The organism is Deinococcus sonorensis KR-87 (assembly GCF_040256395.1).
Lineage (GTDB): Bacteria > Deinococcota > Deinococci > Deinococcales > Deinococcaceae > Deinococcus > Deinococcus sonorensis.
Window position 1 is genome coordinate 121,453 of the sequence record NZ_CP158299.1, and the last position, 22,092, is coordinate 143,544.

Here is a 22,092-nt window from a genome sequence, read left to right on the forward strand (position 1 = left end):
CGGCTCTGTTAGCCTGAACGCTGTGAGCCGCGTCCTGCTGCTGTTTCCCCTGTTGCTGACGGCCTGCACCGACCGCCCCAGCGCCCGTGAACAGCAGCTGGAGCAGCGGGTGGCCCGGCTGGAAGCGCAGGTGCGGCAGCTGCAGCAGCAGGCGGCGGCCCCCGGCAGCGCCCAGCGCGTGACCACCCTCGCGGCGGCCCAGTACTGCGCCAGCGAACTGGCCCGAGAGCTGGAGGCCTATAACCAGGACAACGGGCGCTACCCGGCGGCCCCGGCCGTCACGCTGCCCAACGCCTGCGCCGACTTTCAGGTGCAGTGGAAAACGCTCCAGGCGGGCACCTACCGCTTCAGCGTGAGCGGCAGCGACGGCCGCGAGCTGGCCACCGAGCAGCGCTGAGGCCCGCCGCGCACACGCGCCCGGCATCCGCTCTATGATTCCTACACCGGGCCGGCCCCTGCTCCAGTTCCGGAGCGGCCGGTCGCCTCAAGGAGCACCTGATATGACCAACACCGCAACCGTTGATATCGACTGGAAGAACCTGGGCTTCAGTTACATCCGCACCGACCTGCGCTACGTGGCGCACTGGAAGGACGGGGCCTGGGACCAGGGCACCCTGACGGCGGACAACAAGGTCCACATCAGCGAGGGATCCACCGCGCTGCATTACGGCCAGCAGTGCTTCGAGGGCCTCAAGGCCTACCGCTGTCAGGACGGCAGCATCAACCTGTTCCGCCCGGACCAGAACGCCGCCCGGATGCACCGCAGCTGCGCGCGGCTGCTGATGCCGGCGGTGCCGACCGAGATGTTCATCGAGGCGTGCCGGCAGGTGGTGCTGGCCAACGAGCGGTTCATCCCTCCGTACGGCACCGGCGGCGCCCTGTACCTGCGGCCCTACGTGATCGGCGTAGGCGACAACATCGGCGTCCGCAGCGCCCCGGAGTTCCTGTTCTCGGTGTTCTGCACGCCGGTGGGCGCCTACTTCAAGGGCGGCCTGGCGCCTTCCAACTTCATCGTCTCCCAGTACGACCGCGCCGCGCCCAACGGGACCGGGGCCGCCAAGGTGGGCGGCAATTACGCGGCCAGCCTGCTGCCGGGTCAGGAAGCCAAGCAGCGGTCGTTCGCCGACTGCATCTACCTGGACCCTGAGACGCACACCAAGATCGAGGAGGTCGGCGCGGCCAACTTCTTCGCCATCACCCGTGACGGGCGCTTCGTGACGCCCAAGTCGCCCTCGATCCTGGAGAGCATCACCAAGTACTCGCTGCTGGACATCGCCCGCGACCGACTGGGGCTGCAGGTCGAGGAGGGCGACGTGTACATCGACCAGCTAGATCAGTTCACCGAGGCGGGCGCCTGCGGCACGGCGGCCGTCATCACGCCCATCGGGGGCATCCAGAACGGGGAGACCTTCCATCAGTTCCCCAGCGGCGACACGGTCGGGCCGGTCACCCGGCGGCTCTACGACGAGCTGATCGGCATCCAGTTCGGCGACCGGCCCGCGCCGGACGGCTGGATCGTCAAGGTCAAGTAATCGAGAGCAGCCGCTCGATCACGACCGCCACGCCGTCCTCGGCGTTGCTGAGCGTGACCTCGTCGGCCAGCGCCTTCACCTCATCGTCGGCGTTGCCCATCGCCACCGCATGCCCGGCCCAGCTGAGCATCGGCAGGTCGTTGGGCGCGTCCCCGAACACCACCGTGTCGGCCTGCGCCACCTGCAGCCGCGCGCACAGCCATTCCAGCGCGTACGCCTTGCTGACGTGCGCCACATGAATCTCCGCGAAGGCGGCGCCGGAACTGGTGCCGCCGACCTCTCCCCCACCCAGCTCGGTGATGCGGGCGGCCAGCAGCGCCGGGGCCAGCTCCGGGTGGCGCACCATCAGCTTCAGCACCGGCCCCGGCCGGCGGGGGGCGCCGGGCAGGTAGGCCGTCAACACGTCGTCCGGCGCGTCCTCGGCGGGGCGGTACAGGGCGTCGTGCAGCATGTTGTCACCCCACTCCAGCCCGAACGCCACGCCCGGCAGCGCGGCCCGCAGCTGCGGCAGCAGCCGGTGCAGCACCGCTTCCGGGATCGGCTGGGTGTCCACCGGCTGTCCGGTGTGCAGGTCCAGGGTCATGGCCCCGTTGCTGCAGATGGCGTAGCCCTCCAGCTGCAGGTCCCGGGCCATCGGCAGCACCATCCGCGACGGGCGGCCTGTCACCAGCACGGCCGGCCAGCCGCGCCGCTGCGCCTGCTGCAACGCGGCGCGGTTGCGCGGGCTGACCTGCCCGTCCGGGCCGAGCAGGGTGCCGTCCAGATCGGTGGCGATCAGCCGCACCGCTGCTCCAGTACCACCACGGCCGCCGCATGCTCCTTGGTGTGGGTCAGCGACAGGTGCGCCACCCAGCCGCGCGCCTGCATCTCGGCCGCGATGGGTGCGGCGAAGCCCAGCACCGGGGCCGCGTATGGAAAGGGACCGTCCGGGGTGCGGGGCCGCTCCACCCACACGTCGCGCCAGCCGTGTGGCCGCGGCCAGACCTTCTGAAAGGCCTCCTTGGCGGCGAACCGGGCGGCGTAACTGGGGGCCGGGTCCACCAGCCGGGCGCAGTATTCCAGCTCAGCCTCCGCAAACAGCTTGTGGAAACGCCGCTTCTCGCGCCGCATCAGGCCACGGATCCGCGCGATCTCGATCAGGTCGTTGCCTACGGCAATAATCACGCCCTACTGTGGCATATCCGGCCTAGGTGGACGGCCCGTCGCTCACAGGCCCGGCGTTCAGGATGCCGAACTGCACCACCTGACCCTGCGCGTTCAGCCCGAACACCAGCGTCCAGGCCACGTCCGGACCGCGCTCGAAGCGGGCGGTGCGCAGGTAGTACTGCACGCCGCTGTCCTCCAGCACGCGTTCGGAAATCAGGGAAGTCTCGCGGCCGTAATTCTGGATGCCGGCCGCCCGGTAGCTCTGAAAGGCGGCCAGATCGTTGGCAAAGTCCTGACGGGCGCTGGGCAGGAAGGCGGCCCACACCGGCTCCAGCTGCTGAGCATAGAACCACTGCACCAGCTGGCGGCCCCGCGCCAGGGCCATCTCGCCTGCGACGGGGGCGGAGGCGGGGGCGGGCGCCGCCTTGGGCGGGGGGGTGGCGGGGATCTGCACCTGCGCGGACGCCAGGGGGGCGGCGAGCATGAGTAGGGCGAGCAGTCGGACGGCTGAGCGCATACGAACCTCCTGTCCTCACCTGAGTTGTACGCCGCGGGGGCCGTTCTGGATGTGGGCCATCCGACAGGCCGCTATGCTGCTTCGGTGGATCATTCTTCATCTGAAGCGGCGCCGCTGCTGGGCCGCCCGCGCCTGCAGGAGATCGCCGCCCACCTGCGCGAGCACCGGCACCTGTGGCAGCAGCTGGACGTGTCCAGGGTGCGGCTGTTCGGGTCGGTGGCGCGCGACGACGCCCACCCGGACTCGGACGTGGACGTGCTGATCGACTTTCAGGGCGAGCGCGGCCTGTTCGATCTGGTGCAGGCAGTGTGGCTGTTCGAGGACCTGCTGGGCCGCCGCACCGATGTGGTGACCGAGGGGGCGCTCCACCCACCGCTGCGGCGGCCCGCCCTGCACGACGCGCTGGACGTGATGGACCCGGGCGCGCGGCCCGCCGGCGGGCCGGACGGGCACAAGCGCTGGCGCTGGCGGGTGCAGGCGCTGCTGAACGCGCTCGCGGCCATCCGGCACGCCACGCGCGGGCTGGACGAGGCGCAGTTCGCCGCCGACCCGCTGGTGCAGGACGCCGTGCTGATGAACCTGCTGCGGCTGGGCGAGGGCAGCAAGTTCGTGCCGCAGCGGCTGCAGGACGAGCACCCGGAAGTGCCGTGGAATGCCCTGCGCAGCATCCGCAACCTGATCGCCCACGACTACTTCGGCATCGATCTGGCGCTGCTGTGGCACACGGTCACGGTGGACCTGCCCGCCCTGCGGCCACGGCTGGAACAGCTGCTGGCCCGGACCGGCGAGGACTGACTCAGGTCCAGGGCAGCCCCGCGCGCGTCTGCCAGTAGTGGGCCGGAGGTTCGGCCAGCGTCTCCAGGCCACCCGGCAGCCGGGCCAGCCCCACCGCCCGCAGGTTGCTGGCCAGCTGCTCCACACTGGCCGCGCCGCTCAGCACGGTGTGGACGAACGGCTGCTGCAGGGCGGCAGCGAGCGCCAGGGCATCCGGCGTGCTGTCCAGCTCCCGGCAGGCCTCCGCCAGTGCGGCGGGGAGCTGCGGGCCACGCGCGGTCAGCCGCCCGTTGGCCAGTGCCTCCTTGATCACCACGCCCCAGCCTGCCTCGTGCGCCTCCGACAGCGCCGCACCCGCCGACGGCTCCAGCAGGTTCCAGGTCGCCTGCACCACCTGAAACAGCGGCTCCCCCTCCACCCGCAGCTCCAGCGCTCGTCGCAGCGTCTCCGCCTGCCCCGGCCCGCTCAGCGACAGGCCCACCCGCAGGCCGCCAGCCCGCAGCCGGGCCAGCCGCTCCAGCACCAGCCGGTCCTGCAGCACCCCGCTCTCCAGCGTGGCCGAGTGAATCAGGTACGCGTCCGGCAGGCGGCCCAGCGCCTGCTCGGTTTCGGGCCACTGCCGCTCCAGCGTGGCGAGGCTGTGCTGTTTGACCTCGTGCTGCTCGGCCTGCACCTGCCAGCCGGCCGTGTAGGTGTAGCCCCACTTGCTCTCCAGCACCGCGGCCTGCGCGGGCACCCGCCGCTCGCGCAGCCACGCCCCCAGGAAGACCTCGGCCTGCCCGTAGGACCGCGCCGCGTCCAGAAAGCGAATGCCGCCGGCCCAGGCGGCGTCCAGCACCTCGAAGGTGCGCGCCCGCAGGTCGTCGGGCGTGCGTCCCGCCTGGAAGTCCTGACCGTGGCCCAGGTTGAGGTAGCCGGGCCGGCCCAGGGCCGCCAGCCCCAGGCCGAGGGGCGTCACCCGGAGGCCGGTTCTGCCGAAATCGCGCAGCTGCATACCCTGAGGGGTATCACACCCGCGCATCTGTCGCCAGTCAGGGCTGAAGCACGCCCGCCACGCCCTGCGGCTTAGAGTCGACTCCGAATGGTTCCCAATCGGCCACCTGTTCCGTCTGTTGTTGTTTTGAACTTCATTTCAGAGGACAACAGGCGAATCCTGCGCTGATCGTTGAGATCGCGCTCTTCCTTGGTGCCGCCTGGCTGATCGTGCTGTCCTCTCTGTTATTTGCCCTGCAGGTCAGGCTTGATGCGCAGGACCCTTTTCTTGACCACTCCAGTGCCGGGGCGCCGGCGTCGGGTTCAACTTCCTCGGCGTGCTGCTGTCTCTGCTCGCCGTCCTGATCAAGGCACCTCACGCAAGAGGGAGCCGGTCCAGGTGGTGGACGCTGCTGGGCCTGCCCACCGTCAGCGTGACGCTGGCTGTTGGGCTGATCCTGATCGCACGGTCTGGCCAGGCCTGCCGAGCCCTCCCCCGAGCCCTTCAAGTCCTGCCACTGCGTGCTAGACCCGGATCACCACCCGCGCGCCGTCCTCTTCCAGATGCACGCTGTCCAGGAAGCGCACCACCCGGGTGGCGTACCCCATCACGACCGTGTGGGTTCGCGCCCCACCGCCAAATCGCCGCACGCCCTCCAGCAGCTCGCCGTTGGTGATGCCGGTGGCGGCGAAGGCCATCTGCCGGCCCGGCGCCAGTTCGTTCGTCTTGTAGACGCGGTGCTCGTCCACGCCCATTTCCACGAAGCGCGCCCGCTGGGCGTCGTCCTCTGCCATGAACCGGCCCTGGATCTCCGCGCCCAGGCACTTCAGGGCCGCCGCACTCAGCACCCCTTCCGGTGCGCCCCCGGACCCCATCAGGGCGTGGACCCCGGTGCCGCGCACCCCCACCGCCAGGCTCGCCACCACGTCGCCGTCGCCGATCAGCTTGACGCGCGCCCCGGCCCCGCGCACCCGCGCGATCAGGTCCTGGTGCCGCTCCCGGTCCAGAATCACCACCAGCAGGTCCTCGACCTTGCGATCCAGGCTCTGGGCGATGGCCGCCAGGTTTGCCTCCACCGGCCAGTCCAGGTGCACCCGGCCGGCGGCGGGCGGCGGCACCACCAGCTTGTCCATGTAACAGTCCGGCGCGTGCATCAGCCCGCCCTTCTCGCTGATGGCAATGACCGCCAGCCCGTTCGGCAGGCCCTTGGCCGTGACCACCGTGCCCTCCACCGGATCCACCGCAATGTCCACCTCGTACCGGCCCTGGCCCAGCGTTTCTCCGATGTACAGCATCGGGGCCTCGTCCATCTCGCCCTCACCGATCACCACGGTGCCCCGGATGTCCAGGCTGTTCAACACGCTCCGCATCGCCTCGGTCCCGGCGGCGTCCACGGCGTTCTTGTCTCCCATGCCCACCAGTCGGCTTGCGGCCAGCGCGGCGGCCTCGGTCACGCGGGCGGTTTCCAGCACCAGCGCATGTTCCAGATCGTTGTTGGTCAGGGCCCGTGTGGTCATACCCTGAACGTAACACGCACAGGGGACACGCGCGCGCTGGGAGCGGTTCCAGATGTGTTCCTGCGTGGCAGACGCGCCGCGCGGGCCTACCGGAACACGCCCAGCCACAGCAGCAGCAGGTACAGCAGCAGCGGAATGGCGATCACCGCCGCCAGCAGCTTGGTCAGCCGCCACAGGTCAGAAAAGAATTCGCGCAGGAACCGCATACCGAGCAGGCTAGCAGAGCCGGCGCGCAGAATATGGCGCCGCCGACCGAAAAGCGCTGCCTGTCTCTTTGCATAAAATTAAGATGACACCTGCCCGGACCACCTGCTGTGGGTAAACTACCCGCATGGCGATCTCCGAACTGGCCGGCAAGCCCGCTCCGCAGCGTATCCTGACGCAGATTCCCCGCCTGCTGTCTCACTACTACGAGATCCGGCCGGACCCGGCCAACCCGCTGCAGCAGGTCGCCTTCGGCACCAGCGGCCACCGGGGCAGCAGCGACGACGGCACCTTCAACGAGCAGCACATCCTGGCCATCACCCAGGCGGTGTGCGAGTACCGCGCAGGGGCCGGGATTCAGGGACCGCTCTACATCGGGGCCGACACCCACGCGCTCTCGGACCCGGCGCTGCTGACCGCGTTGCGGGTGCTGGCCGCCAACGGGGTGCAGGTGCGGCGTAGCAAGAATGGCGAATTCACCCCCACACCGCTGGTCAGCCACGCGATCCTGGAGTACAACCGCCAGGGGCCCGGGCTGGCCGACGGCATCGTGATCACGCCCAGCCACAACCCCCCGCGCGACGGCGGCTTCAAGTACAACCCGCCGTCGGGCGGCCCGGCCGACACCGACGTGACCCGGGGCATTCAGGACCGGGCCAACGCGCTGCTGCGCGCAGGCCTGGAAGGCGTGAAGACGGTGGGCGTGGCCGACGCGATGCAGCACGCCGAGGAGTTCGACTTCATCACCCCCTACGTGGAGCAGCTGCCGCAGGTGGTGAACATTGAGGCCATCCGTGCAGCGGGCGTGAACATCGGCGTGGACCCGCTGGGCGGTTCGTCGCTGCCGGTCTGGGAACGCATCCGCGACGTGCATGGGCTTCAGCTGAACATCGTGAACGAGCGCGTGGACCCAGCCTTCGCCTTCATGAGCGTGGACAAGGACGGCAAGATCCGGATGGACTGCAGCAGTCCCTACGCGATGGCGGGCCTGCTGCGGCTCAAGGACGACTTCGACGTGGCGATCGGCAACGACCCGGACGCCGACCGCCACGGCATCGTGACGCCGGACGGCCTGATGAATCCCAACCACTATCTGGCAGTGTGCATCGACTACCTGTACCAGCACCGGCCCGACTGGCCCGCCGACGCCGGGGTGGGCAAGACGCTGGTGAGCAGCAGCCTGATCGACAGGGTGGCGGCCCGGCTGGGCCGGCGGCTGGTGGAGGTGCCGGTGGGCTTCAAGTACTTCGTGGAGGGACTGCAGCAGGGCACGCTGGGCTTCGGCGGCGAGGAAAGCGCCGGGGCCAGCTTCCTGCGGATGGACGGCACGGCCTGGAGCACCGACAAGGACGGCCTGATCCTGGGGCTGCTGGCCGCCGAGATGACGGCCGTGACCGGTCAGACGCCCGCCCAGCGCTACGCCGCCCTGAAGGCCGAGTTCGGGGAGACCGCCTACAACCGCGCCGACGCCCCGGCCACCCCGGAGCAGAAGGCGAAACTCAGCAAACTCTCGCCAGAGCAGGTGCAGGCCCAGACGCTGGCCGGTGAGCCGATCACCGCCCGGCTGACCCGCGCGCCCGGCAACGACGAGCCGATCGGCGGGCTGAAGGTGCAGACCGAATCGGCGTGGTTCGCGGCGCGGCCCAGCGGCACCGAGGACATCTACAAAATCTATGCCGAGAGCTGGAAGGGCGAGGCGCACCTGGAGGAAGTGATGCGCGAGGCCCGGGACGTGGTGCTGGGGGCGCTGGGTGGCTGAGCATACCCCGGTGGACCGCTCGGAACTGCCGGGCATGGAGTTCGACTGGCTCGCCTGCGATGAGGCGGGCGAACTCGCGCAGATGCTGGCCAGCGGCATCGGGAAGGTGCCGGAGCAGGCGCTTCACAGCGAGGAGATGCTGTTCGCCCTGCACCTGTACCTGGATGAACTGCCCGAAAGAGAACCGCTGAGCATCCCGGACGGCAGCTTCGACACGCTGCTGGCCGCTCCCCAGAAGCGCGGCCTATACGTGTTCGACGCGCTGGAGAGCAGCCAGGACGAGCATGGGCGGGCCGGAACCTACCGGCTGGTGGCCGCGCCGGTCCAGCCGCTGCACCTGGACGAACTGCCGGAGCCGCTGCGCCCCATTGTGGCGCGGCTGCCGGTGCGGTTTGCCGGAGCCGGGTCGGTGGAGGTGCAGGAGGAGCAGCCCTAGACCAGGAGAGGACCGGCCCGCTGACCGTTCAGCCGGGGCTCAGGCCGGTCTCGGTCAGGATGCGCCGCACCGTCTGGTCCAGGGTGCTTGTTGCCGGAATGATCTGCTCGGCCAGGCCCGGCAGCCGGTCCAGGGGGCGATACCACCCCTGCATCTCCGCCGGGGTGAACTCGGCGGCCTGTGGCCGTCCAGCGTGGCGACGTACAGTCTCCTCGAAGGACACGTCGAAGTAATAGAGGTGGGCGCGGTCGCGGTACGTCTGTACCAGCGCCGACAGCATGTCAAGGTAACGTCCGGCATCCAGGATGCCTTCCAGAACAACGTGATAACCGCCGTCCAGCGCCAGCCGCACCGTCTGGTCAATCAGCCGGATATTGAGGGCGCCTGCCACGTCCGGTTCCCGCAGCAGAATGCGCCTCAGGTAATCCTGCTCCACCCAGGCGAGCCCATACCCGACCTCTGCCCGCAGTGCCCGCGCCACCGAACTCTTGCCGGACCCGGAGTTGCCTCGCAATACGATCAGCCGGGAACCGGACACACCGCTTAGCCCACCTCTTTGGGGCCCTTCAGCCCGGTCCGGCCTTCCCGCGCCTCCAGCACGGCCGCCACGTCGGCCGGGGTCACCCCTACCTCCGCCATCGCAAAGAGAGTGTGGAACAGCAGGTCCGCGACCTCGGTGCTGAGCTCGGCCCGGTCGCGGTTCTTGGCGGCCAGCAGCACCTCACCGCTCTCCTCGGCCACCTTCTTCAGCACCCGGTCCAGCCCGCCCGCGTGCAGGCGGGCCACGTAGCTGTTCTCCGGCAAGGTCTGCAGCCGCTCGGTAATGGTGGCGTACACCCGGTCCAGCACGGAGCTCAGCGCGGGTGTACCGCTCCCCTCCTCTGCCTCCAGCAGCGGGCGGTGGAAGCAGCTGTATTCCCCGGTGTGGCAGGCCGGCCCCTGCTGCTCCACCACGTACAGCACGCTGTCCCCGTCGCAGTCCAGCTGCACGGTCACGACCTGCTGGGTGTGGCCGCTGGTCAGGCCCTTGATCCACAGCTCTCCCCGCGAGCGGCTGAAATACGTGCCCTGTCGGGTCTGAATGGTGTGTGCCAGCGCCTCCCGGTTGGCATAGGCCTGCATCAGCACCGCGCCGGTGCGGACGTCCTGAGTGACGACGGCCACCAGCCCGTCCGGGCCGAACTTCACGGCGTCCAGGTCCACGTTCACCGGTCACTCCATTCCGGGCGCACGCCCAGCCCGCGCCGCTTCAGGTCGGCCTTGACCTGCCCCACGGTCAGCTCGCCGAAGTGAAAGACGCTGGCGGCCAGCGCCGCGTCGGCCTCGCCGCTGGTCAGCACCGTATAGAAGTCGTCCAGGCTTCCCGCTCCGCCCGAGGCGATCACCGGCAGGTCCACGGCGCGGCTCACCGCACGGGTGGCCTCCAGGTCAAAGCCGGCCCGCGTCCCGTCGGCGTCCATAATGTTCAGGCAGATCTCGCCGGCCCCCAGCCGCTGTCCTTCCTCTGCCCACGCCAGCAGGTCCAGCCCGGTGTCGGTGCGTCCACCGCCCACGTACACGTTCCAGCCGTCCCCGGCGGCCCGGCGCTTGGCGTCGATGCTGAGCATCACGCACTGGGCACCGTAATGATCGCTGGCTTCCCGGATCAGCTGCGGGGTGCGGACCGCCGCGCTGTTCACGCTGATTTTGTCGGCACCGCTGAGCAGCAGTTGACGAAAGTCTGCGACGCTGTTCACGCCGCCGCCCACCGTCAGCGGCATCATCACCTGTTCGGCCACCTGCGCCGCCACGTCCAGCATCAGCTTGCGGCCTTCATGAGTGGCGGTGATGTCGTAGAACACCAGTTCGTCCGCCTGCTGCTCCTCATAGGCGCGGGCCAGGGTCAGCGGATCGCCGGCGTCGCGGTGGTCTTCGAAGAACCGGACGTTCTTGACCACCCGTCCGTTTTGCACGTCCAGGCAGGGAATAATGCGCTTGGTCAACATGGCCGCAGTCTACCGGCCCGTCCGCTCCCACACCGCCACCCGGTGCACACCCCCATCCCTGTACCGAGTCCACCGAAGCATTGGTCACTTTTCTCAATCGTCACACAAAGGAAGTGTTAAGCTCGCTTTAAGGTTCGAATAAACCACCACCACAAAGGGGATGGTACGCAGTGCATAAACAGGTGCTCCTGGTAGACGACAATCTGAACGACCTGGAACTGGCGCTGGAAGCGCTGGGAGAGGCCGAGGCGGCACCGTGTGTGACTGTTGCCCAGGGCGGAGTCCAGGCCCTTGCCTATCTGCACGCCCAGCGGCAGCAGTCGGCTGAGCCGCTCAGTCTGGTGCTGCTGGACCTCAAGATGCCGCAGATGGACGGTCTGGCGGTGCTGGAAGCGATCCGTCAGGACGAGACCCTGCAGGACATTCCGGTGGTGATGCTCACCACCAGCCGCGACGTGTCTGATATCCGGGCCTGCTACCGCCGCGGGGCCAACGGTTACGTGGTCAAGCCGCTGGACTTCACCAGCTTCACCGAGACCCTGCGCGATACGCTGGCCTTCTGGCTCGGCAAGAACGAGATCCCCGGCCCCCGCGTGGCCTGAGCCGCACCGCAGCAGGAGGCCCCACCTGATTTTCAGGTGGGGCCTTCTGCTACAGCAGCCGCTCGCTCTGGCTGGCGGGGGCCGGACGCCACACCGGAACGCCCCGCGCTTCTAGCGCATCTCGGAGCATGGGAATGTTCTTCAGGGCGTGCCCCTGGGTGGTGTTCTCGAAGTAGATGTACAACTCCTCGGTGTCCTCGGCGACCAGCGCAATCTTCTCGGCCCACTCATCCATTTCGGCGCGGGAGTACAGGTAATCGTGCCGCTCGGAGGCGCTCTGCCCTTCCCACCAGCTGCCCTTGTTGCGGCCGTGCAGACGCAGGTAGGCCACCTCGCCGGTCACGTGCAGCTGCGGCTCCGGCATCCCACCGACCGGCGGATAGTCCGGGCTGACCCAGATCAGCCCGAACTCACCCATGCCTTCTCGGACCTGCGGCTGGTCCCAGCTGCCGTGCCGCAGTTCCACCGCCAGCTCGTGACCGGCGAACCGTTCGGCCAGCATCTGCAGGTAACGGCGGTTCTCGGCCGTCCGGTGAAATGAATAGGGGAACTGGGCCAGATAGGGTCCCATCACGTTCGCTTCCCGCAGCGGCTCCGGGCTCTGCAGCATGCGGTCAAAGTCGCTGTCCTGTGGCGTCCGCTGATGGGTGAACACCTGATGCAGTTTGATGCTGAAGCGCACCCGGCCGCCACTCTTGCGCACCATTCCCTCAAAGGCCTTCAGGCCAGGGATGCCATAGAAGCTGCTGTTCAGCTCGGCCGCATCGAAGGCCTGAGCATAGACCTCCAGGTACTCCGTTTTCCGCGTTCCTTCCGGGTACAGTAGGCCCAGCCAGTCGTCGTTGGAGTACCCACCGGTGCCGATGTAGACCTTCATTCGGTCAGCGTACGCCGGGCACGTCACGACCATGCGGAGCCTTAAGTTATCCACAGGGCTGTGGATAACCTGGGCAGAAGCGGGGTCCAGCAGCACGCCCCCCCCTTTTTGGTGCCGGTCCTGGAACACTGCATCCCTGGGGCCTGCACCGCCGTGGCGCACCCTCAGAGATGAGCACTCCGGCAGGGAAAGTAGCGCTCCGGCGCGCCGACTATGAGGGCCAGGCTGCCGTCCGCACCCCGCACCCAGACAGCGGCCACCGCCCGCGCGCAGGGTCATGCCTTCATGTTCGGGCATGTGCTGAAAGCGTCAGACCCCCCTCCCTACACTGCAGGCGTGACTGCTGCCCCCATGCCGCCTGACGAGGCGGCGCGCCTGATGGCCCTGGCCCGGTACGAGATTCTCGATACCCCTGGCGAGGTCGCGTTCGACCGGATCACCCGGCTGGCCGCACACCTGCTGCGGGCGCCGGTGGCCGCCATCAATTTCGTGGACCAGTTCCGGCAGTGGGGCAAGTCGACCGTGGGACTGGGCAGTTCCACGGCCCCGCGGCACGACTCATTCTGCGCCTGGACCATTCTGCAGTCCGGCCCAATGGTCATCGAGAACGCCCACACTGATCCGCGCTTCGCCCACAATCCGATGGTGACGGGTGACCCGCATGTCCACATGTATGCTGGCGCGCCGCTGCGCACCCCCAGCGGCCACCACGTAGGCACCCTCTGCGTCACCGACAGCGGTCCGCACATCCTCACGGCCGCCGATCTGCAGGCGCTGCAGGATCTGGCCGATCTGGTGGTCAGCGAGCTGGAACTGCGGGTGAGCACGCTGCATCTGCAGCGTGAGCTGGGCGCGCAGGAGCAGATCAACCAGGAGTTGCGCCGCACGCTGGCGCACGCCCAGGTGCTGGACGGCATCACCAGCCTGTTCGACCTGGACCTAAGCCCGGAAGATGTCACGCTGGCGTCCGCGAGCCTGCTGGGCGAGGCGATGGCCACCGACTACACCGGCCTGATCACCTTCCAGGGAGAAACACTCTCGATTCAGGCCGGCTACTCGCATCCGCGCGCACCGGTGCTTGACCTGGACGCGTCGAGTCAGACGCCGCTGTGGCCGGGCGGCGTGACCCACAGCCTGCGGACGTCCACAGCCCCGAGCTATCTGGACGATTACCTGGCCCACCCGAGTGCCCTGCCCTGGGCAGTGGCCGCGGGTGTCCGCCAGCTGGCCTGGCTGCCACTGGGCGTCCGTGGCGACACCACCTTCCTGCTGATGGCCGTGCGCCTTCAGGACCATCCGGTGCCGCGCTGGCGCAGCAGTGACCGGGCCCTCTTGGAGGCGGCCGGCCGCAGCGTGCGCAGCGCGCTGGACCGCCGAGCGCTGATGGAAGTCGCCATGGATCAGGCGCGGCAGGACGCCCTGACCAGCGTGCTGAACCGCCGGGCCTTCGACGAGGATCTGGCCGCCTGGGACGCGGAGGGCCGCGCCTATACCCTGGCGGTGCTGGACCTGGACGGCATGAAAGCGGTCAACGACCAGGAGGGCCACGCGCAGGGCGACAAAATCCTGCGGGTGTTTGCCAGCGTGCTGCGGTCCGGAGAGCTGGACCAGGGCCGGATCTACCGGGTGGGCGGCGATGAGTTCACGCTGCTGCTGCCCGGTCCCTGGTCGGAAGATGAGGTGCTGGAGGTGGTGGAGACGGCTGTTCTGGCGGCCCAGCAGGTGAGTGTGCTGCGGGTGGGCGTGAGCGTGGGGGTGGCCAAGGCGGAAGGCCAGCCGGCAGCAGCGCTGCTGGCCCTGGCGGACGCCCGGATGTATCAGGCGAAGCGCCGCCGCAAAGCCGCCCGCGAGCAGGCGCTGGAAGCCACCATGTGAATGAAAAGAGAGGGGCCAGCGTATGATCGCCGGCCCCTCTCTTCCCCTGCACCTAATCGCCGTTCATGGACGGGACGGCCTCGCCGGGTTCCACATGGCGGCTGCTCTTGTCCCAGGTCCGGCGACCTGAAAAGTGGTTCCAGTACGCCAGAGGCAGGCTCAGCAGCAGCGCGAAGCCATACACCGGCAGGCTCACCAGGGTAAAGAGCACCTGCCCGGTGTTCAGACGGTGCTCGCGCTGGTACCGCGCCACCCATTGCAGCTGCAGCACCACGTTCACGCCTGTGATCAGGGCACTGACCAGCGGGTCCAGAATCAGGCCGTGCGCGCCGAAGGCCCAGCGGAACGGCTGCGTCAGCAGGGACAGCACGATCACTGCGTTGAGCCACGGCCCCAGGATGAAATACGACAGGTCCAGCCGGGCCAGCCACGGCATGCCCGCCGACCACAGCCGCGGCAGGTAGCCCAGGCACTGCATCGCGCCCTGGGTCCAGCGGGCCCGCTGGCGGATGAAGCGCCGCAGGTCCGGGAGGCCCTGCTGGGTGACGGCCGAGTCCAGAAAGATCATCCGGTGGTCGGGCGCGGCCAGCCGCATTTCCACGCCGCTGGCGAAGTCCTCCAGCAGACAGTCGGGCCAGGCGAGCCGGCCCTGGCGGAACTGCTCGTGGACATACGAGGCGCGCATGAACTGCCCGTTGCCGAACAGGCCCACCGAGTGCCAGCGCTGACGCAGGTGCTGCAGGTGGCGGATGATGAAGAATTCCATGTCCTGCTGCTGCTCCAGCATCCGGCCCGAGAGGGTCCGGGGGGCCAGGGACAGCACCGACGGACGAATCCGCACCCGCGCCTGCGCGCCCATCACCCGCCCGTCCGCGAAGGCCGAGCTCGCCTCGCCCAGCAGCTCCGGAGTGATGCGGCCGTCGGCATCCACGATCACGAAAATTTCGCGGGTCAGGTCCGCGCCGTCTATCCGCAGCCGGTTCAGCAGCTGCTGGACCGCCCAGTTCAGCGCCAGTCCCTTGCCCTGCCGCGCCTGCGGCAGGGTGCGGCGCAGCAGGCTAACGCCGCTGTCCTGCGCCGCCAGCGCCTGAACCACGCGGCCTGTGTCGTCATCGCTGGCGTCGTCCACCACGACCACCTGAGCCTCGGGGGCGAGCGCGCGGAGGGTCTCGACCGTCGCCCCGATCACCAGGCCTTCGTTCAGCGCCGGGATCACGAAGGTGAACTTCAGGGCCGCCGGGGCAGGAAAACGGAGGCGCCGGGCGGGCAACACCGCCGCGAGCCCCATCTGCACGAAGTACAGGACCAGCAGGATCAGACCAGCCAGATCGAGGAGAGTCAGGAAGAACCGGAAGGCATCAGTCAAGGTTGGCTCCGCGCTGCTTGCCGCGCGTTCCCACTATGCACCAGCCTGTCCACGCTGCAAAGGGGGCAATCCTGAACCGATCTGAGAATCCGGCATGACGGGCGGATCACCCGGACGGTCTGCAGCTGAAGTGAGGCCGGGGCGGAGCCACGGTGAAGGCGGCCTCGCCGGACACAGTGGAGTACGACCCCTGCGGCTCCTTTCAGCGGGAGGCCGCTCTGAGGCGTTCGGTCAGGGTGCGCAGGGCGGCGCGCGCATCGGCGAGCGGGGTGGCCGGGTCGCGCCGGGCCTGCACGGCACGGTCCACCTCATCCAGACGGGCGATGAACGTGGCCGTCTGATCCGGGTAGAGCTGCTGGAGGCTGGCGTCGTTCAGCACGGCGGTGCGGGCCGTCTGGGCCGCCCGCAGGCTGGCGGCCCGGCTTTCGGCGTTGCCCTGGGCCGCGCGGGTGCCCTCCAGGCCGGCGATGTCCAGCGCCCCCGACGCGGCCAGCAGGTGGGCGCTGGCCGGGGCCAGCGCTGCGGCGAGCGTCGCCTTCGGGGCGCTCAGGCGGCCTGCCGTGAAGCCCAGCAGCAGGGTGAGCAGCGGCAGCAACAGGGCCGCCCAGAGCGGCAGGGTCCGGCGTTGGCGGGCATATAGCATTCAGGTCTCCTGATCGATCAGGACCGCGATCTCGCGCTCCAGACGGACATTCTCTCTTAACGTCTCCAGCAGCACCCGCCGGTCGTGCAGGTGCGCGTAATCGCGCAGCCGGGAGGGGGTGAGTGCGGCCACGTGCGGCGCGGGTCCCGGGCCCAGGGCCGCCTCCAGCTGCTCCAGCACCGCCTGCGGTGAGCCCAGCAACACCCTGGCGCTGTGCAGCCGGAGCAGCGGCACGCCGCGCGCGTCCAGCACCACGGCCGGATGCTGCACGGTGCGGCGCAGAAAGTGACGCACCTGAAGCTGGGCGGTGTACAGGCTGTGCCGCCCGCCCTGGAAGACCCGGCGGGTGGCGTCGCCCAGCAGGGCGCGGGCCTGCTGGTGCAGCTCGTCCTCGGCCAGGGTGCGCGTCTGCGCGCTCAGCGGGTGGGCGCCCACCGCCACTGCCCTGAGCCGCCCCACCTCCGCGTCGAAGCTCAGGTCCACCCGCACGGTGGCCGGGTCTGCGCCGAGCCGCACGGCCTCGTCGCCCACCTCACGCTCCAGCAGGTCGGCGATGGTGGGGTCCTGACGGGTCACGGTCCGTTCGCGCTCCACTCGGATCACGGCGCGGGCCGCCCCGATCGAGCTGATGATGTCGGCGTGCTCCAGCACATGAAACGGCACGCCGAGCCGCCGGGCCACCACCGGCCCGAGCACCCGCGCCGCGCCGCCGCCGCCGTACAGCGGTGCGCCGCGCAGCTGCTGGTCGCGCATCAGGTCCGCCACCAGCGGCACGATCTTCTCGGCGCTGGCCTCCAGCACCGCCTGCGCGGCCCGGTCGGCGTCGGCGCCGAGCCGCTCGCCCAGCAGCCGCATCGCGAGGCGGGCGCTGTCCGGCTGCAGCTGTGCCCGATCGTCCGCCTGGACCGCGCCGAGCGCCCCGGCCGCGCAGGTCGGCGTGACCGCGTAGCGCGCCCCGTCCGGCGTCTGCAGGGCGATATACGCGCCGCTCTGCCCCGCCGGGGCCGGCAGCTCGATCAGGCGGGCCCCGTGCAGCTGCCCGGGAGGGGCAAAACTGGCATACGGCAGACCCGCAATGTGGGCGCTGCGCGGGCCGACCTCCTGAATGCGCCGGCCCTGCACCCGCACCAGGCTGCCGCCGGCCACCCCGGCAATCCGGATGTCGGCGGCCCGCAGTCCGGTGGGCACGTCCAGCACCGTCATGTACTTCAGCACCGGCTGCCCGTCCCGGATGGCGCCCACATTGGTGCTGGTGCCGCCCACCTCAAAGAACACCCCATCCATGATGCCGCGCGTGACCAGCGCCCCGCTGAGCGAGGCCGCCGGGCCGCTGACCACCGTGTGCAGCGGCATCTCCTCAAAGGCCTTCAGGCTGGCCGCGCCGCCGTCACCCCGGATGATCAGCAGCGGCACCCCCGGCAGGCGGGCCGACACCGCCTCGCGCACGTGGGCGGCGGTCCGGAGCATGGTCGGGAGGATGCTGGCGTTCACGGCCGCGCTGAGCGTCCGCAGTTCCAGGCCGTACGCGCCGCTCAGGTCACTCCCCTGGCTGACCGGCCAGCCCCGGCTGCGGGCCAGCCGGGCTGCCTGCCGTTCGAAGGTGGGGTCGTCCACCCCAAACGCCTGCGACACCGCCAGCGCCTGCACGCCCCGCTGGGTGAACACCTCCAGCGCGGCCAGCACCCGGGCGTCGAAGTCCGGAGCGTCGGTGGCCACGAAGGCCCACTCGCCCGGCAGCGCGGCAGGCAGCCGGGTGAGCGGCCGGACCCGGCGTTCGTCCCGCGCCTCGGCCAGCGCCAGCACCCCTACCCGCGCCACGTCGCCCTCCAGCAGGGCATTGGTCGCCTGGGTGGTGCTGTGCGCCACCAGCGTGACGGTGGCGTGTGGGGGCAGCGCGCCCAGCACCGCCTCCAGGGCCTGTAGCACCCCTTCGGCGACGCCTCGCTCGGCAGTGTGGGTGGTGGGCACGTGCGCCACTGCCAGCAGTTCCCCCGACGGCGCAACGGCGACCCCCTTGGTGAAGGTGCCGCCCACGTCGATACCGATGCGCGTCAGGACCGGTTCGGTCAAGCCCGCACCCCTGAATGCGGGCGGGTGCGGGCCCGCACCATCAGCCAGCCGGCCAGATACACCAGCAGCAGGAGCAGCTGCGCGACCAGGGTCTCCACGGTGGGGTGCAGGCCGGTCAGGGCGCTGACGTTGGGGTTGATGGGCGGCAGCACCCCGTAGAGGTTGGTGACCGGCAGCCACCCGGCCTCCTGGAAGGCGCGCACCCCGTTGCCGATAAAGGCCACCGCGAACGCCGCCGTGACGCCCACCAGCAGCGGAAACAGCCGCGCCGTCGGCAGGCGACGCCCGAAGCGGAACAGCAGGGCGAAGACGGCACAGAGGGCCAGCACCGCCACCCCCAGCCCCAAATACATGTAGTTCAGCACCGGGCCGCTGGCCACCGCCAGCGCCTGATAGAACAGCACCGTCTCCAGCCCTTCCCGGTAGATGCTGGTGAAGGTGGCCAGTCCGATGGCGGTGAGGCTGCCGCTCTGCACAGCCCGGCCCAGCCGCGCTCGCATGAATTCTGCGCTGCGCTTGCGGTCACCCTGCTGCAGCAGCCAGAACGACAGGCTGAACAGCACCGCCACCGCAATCAGGCTGGTGACCGCGCTCAGCAGTTCCTGCGAGACTGGGGCCAGCCGGATCAGGTAGGTGGCCACCACCCAGGTGAGTGCGGTGGCCAGCGCGGCCGCAGCGGCACCCCACCACACCCCCGCACGCAGGCGACCGTTGCGGCTGGACGCCAGGTAGGCCAGGATCGCAGCGATCAGCAGCGCCGCCTCCAGCCCCTCACGGAATAGGATGGTGAAGCCGCCGGTGGCCGCCAGGGCGGGCGCCAGCACCCCGGTACCGCTGACGATCGCCTCGGCGGTCCGCAGGCTCCCCCCGATGTCGCCGGCGATGCGCTGCAGGTCGGTGAGCGGCGCTCCGGCCTGCATGCCGTTGCGCAGATCGGCGAAGCGGTACTCCATCTCCAGGATCAGGTCCGGATTCAGCACTCGCAGCGGCGGCTCAGCGTACTCGAAGTGATCCAGGTAGGCGCTGCGGGCGGTGCGGAAGGCAGCCTCGCGGTCGCCGCGCGCGTACTCCCGCAGCGACGTGCTGACCAGCTCCTGGGCGGTCCGCAGCTGAGCGGGCACGTCCACTGGGGCCGGTGCTGCGTGGCCGCTCCCGAACAGCGTCAGCACCAGCAGCGTCAGGATCAGCGGCAGGCGGCGCATGTCAGTCGAGCAGCGCCCGGGCTTTGACCAGCTCGGCGCGGGCGGCGTCCACGGCAGCGTTGAAGGCCGAGCTGCTGACCTTGCTGCGGATCAGCCCACGCAGGGTGTCGCGCAGCGTGACCTCCAGCCGGCCTTCCAGCGCCGCATCCTTGCGGCCCAGCGGCGCTTCCAGCTGCTCGTAGTGGTCCAGATACGCGCTGATCACGGCCTCGTTCGCGTCGTCGGCCATGCCGGAGGCGTAGTGTCCCTTGGCCTTCTGCAACAGCGCCTCAATCTGATCGAATTCGGCCTGCGGGCCGGTGCTGGCCTGCGGCAGCGCGTCACCGCTGATCTCCGCCAGTTCGGTCTGCGCCCGCCGGATCTGGGTGGCCAGGGCACTCGCCTCGCCCTTGCGCAGAATGACGGCGCGGGCCGCCTGCAGCGCGGTGGCGGTCTGCCCACCCTGATCGGCGGGCAGGCGGGCCGAGTTGCTGCTCAGCCAGCGCTGGGCACGTGCCAGATACGTCTGGGCGTCCTGGTACTCGTTGAGGTTGATGACCTTGCCCTGCTCCACACCTTCCTCGTACTCGCTCTGGGCGCTGCCCGCGACCCGGCTGATCACCCGCGCGATGAACTTCGGATCGGTGCGCGTGACCGCCGGCACCAGCGCCTGAGCCTGCTGAGTGTGGGCCTCGAAGGTCTTGAGCGCCGACTGGAACTGGGTCGTGTTGGGAACCGCCGCATGCAGCAGCGTGTTGAGGCGGGTGTAATCAGCCTGGAACTGCGTCCGCAGCGCAGGGGTCAGGTCCGCCTTGATCAGGTCATACAGTTCGTTGGCCGGGTGGGTGGCGTGCTTGCGGGCCGAGTCCAGGTTGCGCGCCTGAAGGCTCATCACGCTGGCGTCATAGTGCCCGAGCATCTGCGCCAGGGTGGCGCTGAACTTCACGGCATCGGCCGGAGCGGCGTGTGCGACGCCGCTGAGCAACAGAAGAGTCAGGAGGGCAGGACGGTTCACGCCAAGAAGATAGCCGACCTAACCTACAAAGGCAAGTGGTTTACTCAGGATTAGGAGGCCGTCAGGCTCGGATCATCCGTATTCTTGATGGGTGAGGAAGCCAGGGCTCCGGTTAGCCATGTCCTGCGCAGCACTTCAGCAGATTCTGGCCCTCAACTCATGGATCAAGCATTGTCATAAGCAATTCTCCATGAGCCCGAGCACAAGTAAGAACGCATAACATCTCGCGCCGGGTCGCCCGTAGTCTGTTGGGCAGGAGGAACCATGAAACCATCCAACCTGCTGTACCTGGCCGGATTCGCCTCGATTATCTTTTCTGCTGTGAACTACATCGAAGGTAAGACTTCCCGCGGTGACGATAAGCAACATGACGGCAACTTCATCGGCCACTGGGCACCCACGTTCTTTATCCTGGGCAAGATTGCGGAAGACCGCGAAAACCAGGCGAATTCGTCTCTCTCCAACAGCTAAGACAATCAGTTCCGACGGGCCTGAAGCATGCTTCAGGCCCATTTGTTTTTAAATTTGAGGTATGTTTCGTTGCTCATTCGAAGGAGTTGCGTTCCACAAGAGCAAACACGACAGACCAGACCTCTGACCTTCAATACCCCACCACAGGAAATCCTTCAATCCAGCGATTTTGCTGTCTTGCCCTGCAGAATCCGCCATGATGGGGCATGGTCAGCCGAGCTGAACGCCAGATCCTCGAACACCTCCGTGATGGTCGGCAGCGGGCCTACCCGCTGAGCCAGCTGCTTCCTCTGGAAGAGCGCGGATATATCGAACGCGCGACTGCTCAACCCAGGCCGCTGCCGTGGGCCTGGACCGACATTTCTTATCTCTATAGGCTGACCAAGAGCGGCCAGGATCTTATCGATCCCTTTAACCCCTGAGCTGATCCGGTGAGCAAAGAGCCTCCAGAGCGAATTAGCCGCACTTCAGCCCACCTGTGGGAAGCCCCCATGAAGCTGTCTTCACGAAAAGCAAGTACCACTGTGAGAACGTCTTAACCAGCCATTGGCTGGGGCTCATGGTGGCGCCCGGCCGGCCACCTAGCCTGGGGTATGACAAATTCTGCCCCTACCTTAGAGGTAATTGCGCTCATGCAGGGCACCACCGCGACGTGGCGCGCTTCCATTCGCACGAATTTGATCATGCCCGGCGCCGGCATCGGCCAGCAGGTCACGCTGGCGGATCAGGAGGGTTATTTCGTGATCGTCAAGACGGGCGTCAATACCCGGGGGCGCTGGGTGGAACTGATGCCCGCGTCGGCGCAGACCAGCGGCGTCCATTGATCGAGCTGCCCCATCTGTCGGTTCAGGTCAGCCTGGAGCACTGTGCACCTCCATATGCCCTGATCCTGTTGCGAGAGACGGATCTGAGCGCGGCCGATCAGCAGATACTGCGTGACGTGTGCAGCACCCGTCCGGTGCCGCTGGTGCGTGTCCACACCGAAGTGGGCCTCTGGATCTTTGTGGTCCGTGCCGAATCCCTGCCCGACGGGCGACATTATCGCCTGCTGTCGGCCTGTCCGGCCCTGAAACCCAACCAGACGTCTGACCCAACACAAACGCATCACTGACCACTCGCCACATGGGCAGGCGGGAAACGTCGTCAACC

25 protein-coding genes are annotated in these 22,092 nt (G+C 68.7%); 11 read left to right on the plus strand and 14 right to left on the minus strand.

Annotation, left to right across the window (positions count from 1 at the left end):
* Positions 1-22 precede the first annotated feature (22 nt).
* Together ABOD76_RS05830 and ABOD76_RS05835 are read left to right on the plus strand one after the other, a co-directional pair.
* On the plus strand, positions 23-397 hold the full coding sequence (locus tag ABOD76_RS05830) for a hypothetical protein (protein WP_350243858.1): 375 nt from the start codon (positions 23-25) through the stop codon (positions 395-397).
* 103 nt (positions 398-500) lie between these two features.
* Complete coding sequence (locus ABOD76_RS05835; protein WP_350243859.1) at positions 501-1,532, plus strand: branched-chain amino acid aminotransferase; 1,032 nt, start codon at positions 501-503, stop codon at positions 1,530-1,532.
* Here the strand turns inward: ABOD76_RS05835 and ABOD76_RS05840 are convergent.
* The 3 genes from ABOD76_RS05840 to ABOD76_RS05850 are packed head-to-tail and all read right to left on the minus strand — an operon-like array spanning position 1,525 to position 3,195.
* Positions 1,525-2,316 (minus strand): Cof-type HAD-IIB family hydrolase, encoded by a 792-nt coding sequence (locus ABOD76_RS05840; RefSeq protein ID WP_350243860.1) that lies wholly within the window; start codon positions 2,314-2,316, stop codon positions 1,525-1,527. The two genes, ABOD76_RS05835 and ABOD76_RS05840, sit on opposite strands and share 8 nt — an antisense overlap.
* Positions 2,307-2,696 carry a 4'-phosphopantetheinyl transferase superfamily protein gene (locus ABOD76_RS05845; RefSeq protein WP_350243861.1) on the minus strand — a complete coding sequence of 130 codons (390 nt, stop codon included), beginning with the start codon at positions 2,694-2,696 and terminating at the stop codon, positions 2,307-2,309. Before ABOD76_RS05845 ends, ABOD76_RS05840 begins: the two co-directional genes overlap by 10 nt.
* 22 nt (positions 2,697-2,718) lie before the next feature.
* Positions 2,719-3,195 carry a hypothetical protein gene (locus ABOD76_RS05850; RefSeq protein ID WP_350243862.1) on the minus strand — a complete coding sequence of 159 codons (477 nt, stop codon included), beginning with the start codon at positions 3,193-3,195 and terminating at the stop codon, positions 2,719-2,721.
* 84 nt (positions 3,196-3,279) lie between these two features.
* Here ABOD76_RS05850 and ABOD76_RS05855 point away from each other — a divergent pair, with 84 nt between their 5' ends.
* A complete protein-coding gene (locus tag ABOD76_RS05855) occupies positions 3,280-3,990 on the plus strand; it encodes a HepT-like ribonuclease domain-containing protein (protein WP_350243863.1) in 711 nt (236 codons plus the stop codon).
* Between the two features lies 1 nt (position 3,991).
* On the opposite strand, the gene ABOD76_RS05860 is transcribed toward ABOD76_RS05855, so the two are convergent.
* Positions 3,992-4,963: an aldo/keto reductase gene (locus ABOD76_RS05860; protein WP_350243864.1), complete on the minus strand. Its 972-nt coding sequence runs from the start codon at positions 4,961-4,963 to the stop codon at positions 3,992-3,994.
* Positions 4,964-5,466: 503 nt separating this feature from the next.
* A complete protein-coding gene (gene glpX, locus ABOD76_RS05865; RefSeq protein WP_350243865.1) occupies positions 5,467-6,459 on the minus strand; it encodes a class II fructose-bisphosphatase in 993 nt (330 codons plus the stop codon).
* A 331-nt stretch (positions 6,460-6,790) separates the two neighbouring features.
* Here glpX and pgm point away from each other — a divergent pair, with 331 nt between their 5' ends.
* Positions 6,791-8,422, plus strand: a complete 1,632-nt coding sequence (gene pgm / locus ABOD76_RS05870) for a phosphoglucomutase (alpha-D-glucose-1,6-bisphosphate-dependent) (protein ID WP_350243866.1) — start codon at positions 6,791-6,793, stop codon at positions 8,420-8,422.
* Positions 8,415-8,858, plus strand: a complete 444-nt coding sequence (locus ABOD76_RS05875) for a hypothetical protein (protein WP_350243867.1) — start codon at positions 8,415-8,417, stop codon at positions 8,856-8,858. The genes pgm and ABOD76_RS05875 overlap by 8 nt, the downstream gene beginning before the upstream one ends.
* Positions 8,859-8,886: 28 nt before the next feature.
* Here ABOD76_RS05875 and ABOD76_RS05880 read toward each other — a convergent pair whose 3' ends face one another.
* Genes ABOD76_RS05880 through hisF form a run of 3 tightly spaced genes read right to left on the minus strand, consistent with a single transcriptional unit; the run spans position 8,887 to position 10,843 of the window.
* On the minus strand, positions 8,887-9,396 hold the full coding sequence (locus ABOD76_RS05880; protein WP_350243868.1) for a kinase: 510 nt from the start codon (positions 9,394-9,396) through the stop codon (positions 8,887-8,889).
* A 5-nt stretch (positions 9,397-9,401) separates the two neighbouring features.
* Positions 9,402-10,067 (minus strand): bifunctional phosphoribosyl-AMP cyclohydrolase/phosphoribosyl-ATP diphosphatase HisIE, encoded by a 666-nt coding sequence (gene hisIE, locus ABOD76_RS05885; protein ID WP_350243869.1) that lies wholly within the window; start codon positions 10,065-10,067, stop codon positions 9,402-9,404.
* Complete coding sequence (hisF, locus tag ABOD76_RS05890) at positions 10,064-10,843, minus strand: imidazole glycerol phosphate synthase subunit HisF (protein ID WP_350243870.1); 780 nt, start codon at positions 10,841-10,843, stop codon at positions 10,064-10,066. The genes hisIE and hisF overlap by 4 nt, the downstream gene beginning before the upstream one ends.
* Positions 10,844-11,013: 170 nt before the next feature.
* Between hisF and ABOD76_RS05895 the strand changes: the two genes are divergently transcribed.
* Positions 11,014-11,445, plus strand: coding sequence for a response regulator (locus ABOD76_RS05895; RefSeq protein WP_350243871.1), 432 nt, complete (start codon positions 11,014-11,016; stop codon positions 11,443-11,445).
* A gap of 49 nt (positions 11,446-11,494) precedes the next feature.
* Here ABOD76_RS05895 and ABOD76_RS05900 read toward each other — a convergent pair whose 3' ends face one another.
* Entirely contained in the window at positions 11,495-12,322 is an 828-nt protein-coding gene (locus ABOD76_RS05900) for a DUF72 domain-containing protein (RefSeq protein WP_350243872.1), read from the minus strand.
* Between the two features lie 336 nt (positions 12,323-12,658).
* On the opposite strand from ABOD76_RS05900, the gene ABOD76_RS05905 reads away from it, so the two are divergent.
* Positions 12,659-14,197, plus strand: coding sequence for a sensor domain-containing diguanylate cyclase (locus tag ABOD76_RS05905; protein WP_350243873.1), 1,539 nt, complete (start codon positions 12,659-12,661; stop codon positions 14,195-14,197).
* A gap of 52 nt (positions 14,198-14,249) precedes the next feature.
* On the opposite strand, the gene ABOD76_RS05910 is transcribed toward ABOD76_RS05905, so the two are convergent.
* From ABOD76_RS05910 to ABOD76_RS05930, 5 genes are all read right to left on the minus strand, one after another.
* Complete coding sequence (locus tag ABOD76_RS05910; protein ID WP_350243874.1) at positions 14,250-15,563, minus strand: glycosyltransferase; 1,314 nt, start codon at positions 15,561-15,563, stop codon at positions 14,250-14,252.
* A 202-nt stretch (positions 15,564-15,765) separates the two neighbouring features.
* Positions 15,766-16,206, minus strand: coding sequence for a hypothetical protein (locus ABOD76_RS05915; RefSeq protein ID WP_350243875.1), 441 nt, complete (start codon positions 16,204-16,206; stop codon positions 15,766-15,768).
* Positions 16,207-18,276 (minus strand): hydantoinase/oxoprolinase family protein, encoded by a 2,070-nt coding sequence (locus ABOD76_RS05920; protein ID WP_350243876.1) that lies wholly within the window; start codon positions 18,274-18,276, stop codon positions 16,207-16,209. It abuts the gene before it with no gap.
* The gene (locus ABOD76_RS05925; RefSeq protein WP_350243877.1) at positions 18,273-19,478 is read right to left on the minus strand and encodes an FTR1 family iron permease; all 1,206 of its coding nucleotides are present in this window, start codon (positions 19,476-19,478) and stop codon (positions 18,273-18,275) included. The genes ABOD76_RS05920 and ABOD76_RS05925 overlap by 4 nt, the downstream gene beginning before the upstream one ends.
* 1 nt (position 19,479) lies before the next feature.
* Positions 19,480-20,472 carry a hypothetical protein gene (locus ABOD76_RS05930; protein WP_350243878.1) on the minus strand — a complete coding sequence of 331 codons (993 nt, stop codon included), beginning with the start codon at positions 20,470-20,472 and terminating at the stop codon, positions 19,480-19,482.
* A 264-nt stretch (positions 20,473-20,736) separates the two neighbouring features.
* On the opposite strand from ABOD76_RS05930, the gene ABOD76_RS05935 reads away from it, so the two are divergent.
* The 4 genes from ABOD76_RS05935 to ABOD76_RS05950 all read left to right on the plus strand — a co-directional run bounded on the left by ABOD76_RS05935 (position 20,737) and on the right by ABOD76_RS05950 (position 22,054).
* Entirely contained in the window at positions 20,737-20,943 is a 207-nt protein-coding gene (locus ABOD76_RS05935) for a hypothetical protein (protein WP_350243879.1), read from the plus strand.
* Positions 20,944-21,149: 206 nt separating this feature from the next.
* A complete protein-coding gene (locus tag ABOD76_RS05940; protein WP_350243880.1) occupies positions 21,150-21,365 on the plus strand; it encodes a hypothetical protein in 216 nt (71 codons plus the stop codon).
* Between the two features lie 171 nt (positions 21,366-21,536).
* Positions 21,537-21,767, plus strand: a complete 231-nt coding sequence (locus ABOD76_RS05945) for a hypothetical protein (protein WP_350243881.1) — start codon at positions 21,537-21,539, stop codon at positions 21,765-21,767.
* Entirely contained in the window at positions 21,764-22,054 is a 291-nt protein-coding gene (locus ABOD76_RS05950) for a hypothetical protein (RefSeq protein WP_350243882.1), read from the plus strand. The genes ABOD76_RS05945 and ABOD76_RS05950 overlap by 4 nt, the downstream gene beginning before the upstream one ends.
* The last annotated feature ends 38 nt before the right edge of the window (positions 22,055-22,092 follow it).

Coding starts and splice junctions, on each gene's coding strand:
- ABOD76_RS05925 (WP_350243877.1), bottom strand. CDS start 19,478: ATGCGCCGCCTGCCGCTGATCCTGACGCTGCTGGTGCTGACGCTGTTC.
- ABOD76_RS05835 (WP_350243859.1), top strand. CDS start 501: ATGACCAACACCGCAACCGTTGATATCGACTGGAAGAACCTGGGCTTC.
- ABOD76_RS05860 (WP_350243864.1), bottom strand. CDS start 4,963: ATGCAGCTGCGCGATTTCGGCAGAACCGGCCTCCGGGTGACGCCCCTC.
- ABOD76_RS05940 (WP_350243880.1), top strand. CDS start 21,150: ATGGTCAGCCGAGCTGAACGCCAGATCCTCGAACACCTCCGTGATGGT.
- ABOD76_RS05935 (WP_350243879.1), top strand. CDS start 20,737: ATGAAACCATCCAACCTGCTGTACCTGGCCGGATTCGCCTCGATTATC.
- ABOD76_RS05900 (WP_350243872.1), bottom strand. CDS start 12,322: ATGAAGGTCTACATCGGCACCGGTGGGTACTCCAACGACGACTGGCTG.
- ABOD76_RS05915 (WP_350243875.1), bottom strand. CDS start 16,206: ATGCTATATGCCCGCCAACGCCGGACCCTGCCGCTCTGGGCGGCCCTG.
- pgm (WP_350243866.1), top strand. CDS start 6,791: ATGGCGATCTCCGAACTGGCCGGCAAGCCCGCTCCGCAGCGTATCCTG.
- ABOD76_RS05945 (WP_350243881.1), top strand. CDS start 21,537: ATGACAAATTCTGCCCCTACCTTAGAGGTAATTGCGCTCATGCAGGGC.
- glpX (WP_350243865.1), bottom strand. CDS start 6,459: ATGACCACACGGGCCCTGACCAACAACGATCTGGAACATGCGCTGGTG.
- hisF (WP_350243870.1), bottom strand. CDS start 10,843: ATGTTGACCAAGCGCATTATTCCCTGCCTGGACGTGCAAAACGGACGG.
- ABOD76_RS05850 (WP_350243862.1), bottom strand. CDS start 3,195: ATGCGCTCAGCCGTCCGACTGCTCGCCCTACTCATGCTCGCCGCCCCC.